The organism is Bradyrhizobium sp. P2_E8 (assembly GCF_056403875.1).
On sequence record NZ_JBFUES010000862.1, the window covers coordinates 1 to 3,226 of the forward strand.

Here is a 3,226-nt window from a genome sequence, read left to right on the forward strand (position 1 = left end):
GGTCGGCGATGTATTGCGGTGTCGTCATGTCCAGGAATTCGGCGCCGGCCGGAAGGCCGAGATTGTTCACCGCCGACAGCACGTTGCGCGCCAGCCGCAGGCCCTTGTTGATGTCGAAGCTGCCGTCGAGATCGGGATCGTTGATCAGGCCCTTCCAGCCGACAGTGGTGCGCGGCTTCTCGAAATAGACCCGCATCACGATCTCGAGCTGGTCGGCGAGGTCTTCGCGCAGGGCGGCGAGGCGCTCGGCATAGTCGAGCGCGGCCTTGGGATCATGTACCGAGCAGGGGCCGACCACGACCAGCAGACGGTCGTCCTGGCCGGTGAGGATGGCGTGGATGGCGTTGCGCGCCGCCATCACCACACGCGTTGCGGTGAGCGTGCGCGGGACCTCCCGCATCACCTCATCCGGCGTGCTCAGCTCTTTCAGTTCGCGGATACGAAGATCGTCGGTCGTGCTCAGCACGGCGGGCTCCTGGTTGTTTGAACCTGCCGGCCAATAAAAAAGCCGCCAGGTCTGGCGGCTGTTCGGACGTTTGCTTCAATATTTCAGATTGAGCGTGATCCTCCTGCCGCCAGCGAGCTGTCGTAGCTAAAGTACCAAAAATAGCTGGTGACGAGGGTGATCATGGGAGGCCATATAGCGTGCCATTGGCGGGTTGTCACCCCCCAATCGGCCCGCCGGGCGACGAGACCCCTCAGGTGTTGCTGTTGCGTGCCGCCAGCGCCATGCCGATCAGGGTGGCGCCGCCGAACAGCAGGTTGATACCGACGAGCACGCCGATCGCCCATTCCGCCGAGCTCGGCAGCCCCGTGATCACCATGAACGAGATCGCGATGTCGACGAGGCCCGAGACCAGGAGCCAGGACCAGCGGCCGCTCAGTTCGCGGCGGTGCTCGAGTGCGTACATGATGGTAGCGACGCCCTCGGCGAGGAAATAGGCGCCGAGCACGATGGTCAACGTCAGCACGGCCTGCATCGGCCGCGCCAGCAGCAGCATGCCGGCAAGCACGGCCAGCGCGGCCGAGATCAGCGACCACCAGAAGCCCGGCGTGCTGCGCGCCCAGTAGGTCACGATCAGCCCGCCAATGCCGCTGATCAGGAACATCCAGCCGAGGAAGATCGCGATGGCAAGGCTTGCGAGCGGCGGCAGGATCAGTGCGGCGACGCCGAGGACGGCGAGCAGGATGCCCTCGAACAGGAAGGCCTTCCAATGCGCCTTCACCGTCCGGCTCATCGCGGATTGCAGCCGTGAAAGATCCTCGGGCGATGGCATCGGCAGGCTCCAGATCGAAAGATGCGCGCTCAATCTAGTATGCGCACACCGCGCTTGCCATCCCGCGGTTCAGCCGCCGCCGTGCGCTGACGAAAAACCTTCGCCGCTGGTGCGAACGCGGTTGYGGCCGAGAATGTAGATCGCGATCGTGACGATCAGGAGCGCAAGCCCGAGCAGGATCGAGACGAAGCCGATCGGGATCAGGGCCAACGTCAGATTGCGCTCGGGGTTGATCAGCCAGTGATGGATCGAGGTCAGCACGAAGGCGAGGCCGAGAAAGCCGACGCCGCCGCCGGCGAGCAGCAGCGCCCACATCCGGCGCAACTGGCTGAGCCGCTCCCGCGCAACGTCCGTGCGGGGCGCGTGATGGCGCGCGACGCGCCGCACCAGACGCATGGCGAAGGCGATCGAGCTGAAGCCGATCAGGAGGCTGGCGGCGCCCAGCCACATCCGGAGCGTCGGGTCCAGATCCGGCATGCGCTGAAGGGTCAGCAGCGGGAAGTCGAAGGCCGAATGCAGCGCGAGCGGGCCGGCGAAGATCAGCAGGCGGCTGGAGAGACGAGCCCAGTCGCGATGGTGCCGGTTCGCGCCCAGCGCCGTGCCGGCACGGGCGATCGTCAGGTAAGCGCCGGCGATGATGCCGAGCGCGCCGTGGAACGGCACGGTGAGGACGCTGCGCAAGGCGGCCAGCGAGCGCCACATCTCGGCGTGCTGGACGAGATAGGCGAGGTTCTCGTAGGCGGCGAAGCCGAGGCCGACCGCGGCGCCATAGACCACGGTGTCCATCGGATTGGCGAAGGTCCGCCGCTTGGTCGAGGAGACCAGCACGATGGCGACCACCTTGACGGCTTCCTCGGGCAGCGCGACGCCGAAGATCGAATGCATGGCCAGCGCCGCCCAGGGATTGTCCGGGGCTGCGACCATCTTGGCGAAGGGCGCGCGGGCGAGGCCCAACAGGGAGATGCTGGCCGCGCCGAGCACGAACGCGGTCCAGACCTGGGCCGGTGGTCCCGGGCGCTCTTCGGCGGCAATGACAAGCCACAGCATCAGCAGCGCCGGGGCGATGGCAGCAGTTCCGATAACGGTGGGTAATGCTTCAATCAGATACATCGGCGCCGAAAATAGGTTCCCTTGATCCGCTTATCTACATTTACCGCTGCGACCATGTGTCATGCGCTTGCTGTCGCCTCGCTTAACGCGCGTGATAGCTCCCGTTCATCCGCACCACCGCAGGGATCGAGTGCAAGTACCATCTATTGCCTGTCGGGCGTGTCGGTCATGATTGGTTGCAATCGCACGTCCGGGATCGGGCTGCGATTGGTAAGTTAAATCAAGGAAATGCCCAGGTTTCTTCGATTCACGATGCACGTCTCCGACGGCGGGTCCGGCAGGCGGCGTTGCGTCCGCAGGGACAACGCGCGGCCGGGTCGATGGCCTAGTCATGCTTCCTTGTGCGCCGGCGGGGCGATGTGGCGGTACGGCGCGCCCGCACCTGCTCGAGCTCCCAGAAGACGCGCACGAGGCACGAGCCCAGGCAGAACACGACCAGCAGCAGCAGGAAGGCTTGATCGACGGCGGCGACATGCATCATGGCGATTGTTAAGCAACGTGCATGCCATGCGTTCCCGCAGTGGCCTGCGTCCGCTGCAGCCGCGCCTTCCACCAGACGCTGCTTGCGGGGGCTCGAATCGGCGCGTGGCGGCAGGGCGGTCGGGGCCGCTTGCAGCCTTCAGTGCGTCGTGAACGGCAGCTGCTCCTCGGGGGCGATGTCGAAGGCGCCGAGGTGAAACTCCTCGCCGATGGACTCGTCCGGCTCGGCATGCTGCGCGAGCAGCGTGAACGCGGCCTGCGGATATCGTTTCCAGATCTCGAGATCGCCGGCGGTGATGGTGAGCCAGCCGAACGTGTAGATGTAGCGTCCGGGCTCGGTAACCCGGCCGACCCTGTCC

At 65.7% G+C, this 3,226-nt stretch carries 5 protein-coding genes; all 5 read right to left on the minus strand.

The annotated features are described in order from the left end of the window. Window positions 1-466 (minus strand): 3-deoxy-7-phosphoheptulonate synthase (locus AC1D00_RS33225; protein WP_477013577.1); only part of this gene is annotated, 466 nt, incomplete at its 3' end. A gap of 232 nt (window positions 467-698) precedes the next feature. Beyond that, window positions 699-1,277 carry an HdeD family acid-resistance protein gene (locus AC1D00_RS33230; RefSeq protein ID WP_477013578.1) on the minus strand — a complete coding sequence of 193 codons (579 nt, stop codon included), beginning with the start codon at window positions 1,275-1,277 and terminating at the stop codon, window positions 699-701. A gap of 69 nt (window positions 1,278-1,346) precedes the next feature. Continuing rightward, window positions 1,347-2,387 carry a PrsW family glutamic-type intramembrane protease gene (locus AC1D00_RS33235; protein ID WP_477013579.1) on the minus strand — a complete coding sequence of 347 codons (1,041 nt, stop codon included), beginning with the start codon at window positions 2,385-2,387 and terminating at the stop codon, window positions 1,347-1,349. 325 nt (window positions 2,388-2,712) lie between these two features. Beyond that, window positions 2,713-2,868, minus strand: coding sequence for a hypothetical protein (locus AC1D00_RS33240; RefSeq protein WP_167770608.1), 156 nt, complete (start codon window positions 2,866-2,868; stop codon window positions 2,713-2,715). A gap of 138 nt (window positions 2,869-3,006) precedes the next feature. Beyond that, the coding region (locus AC1D00_RS33245; RefSeq protein ID WP_477013580.1) for a hypothetical protein at window positions 3,007-3,226 on the minus strand (220 nt) is incomplete at its 5' end.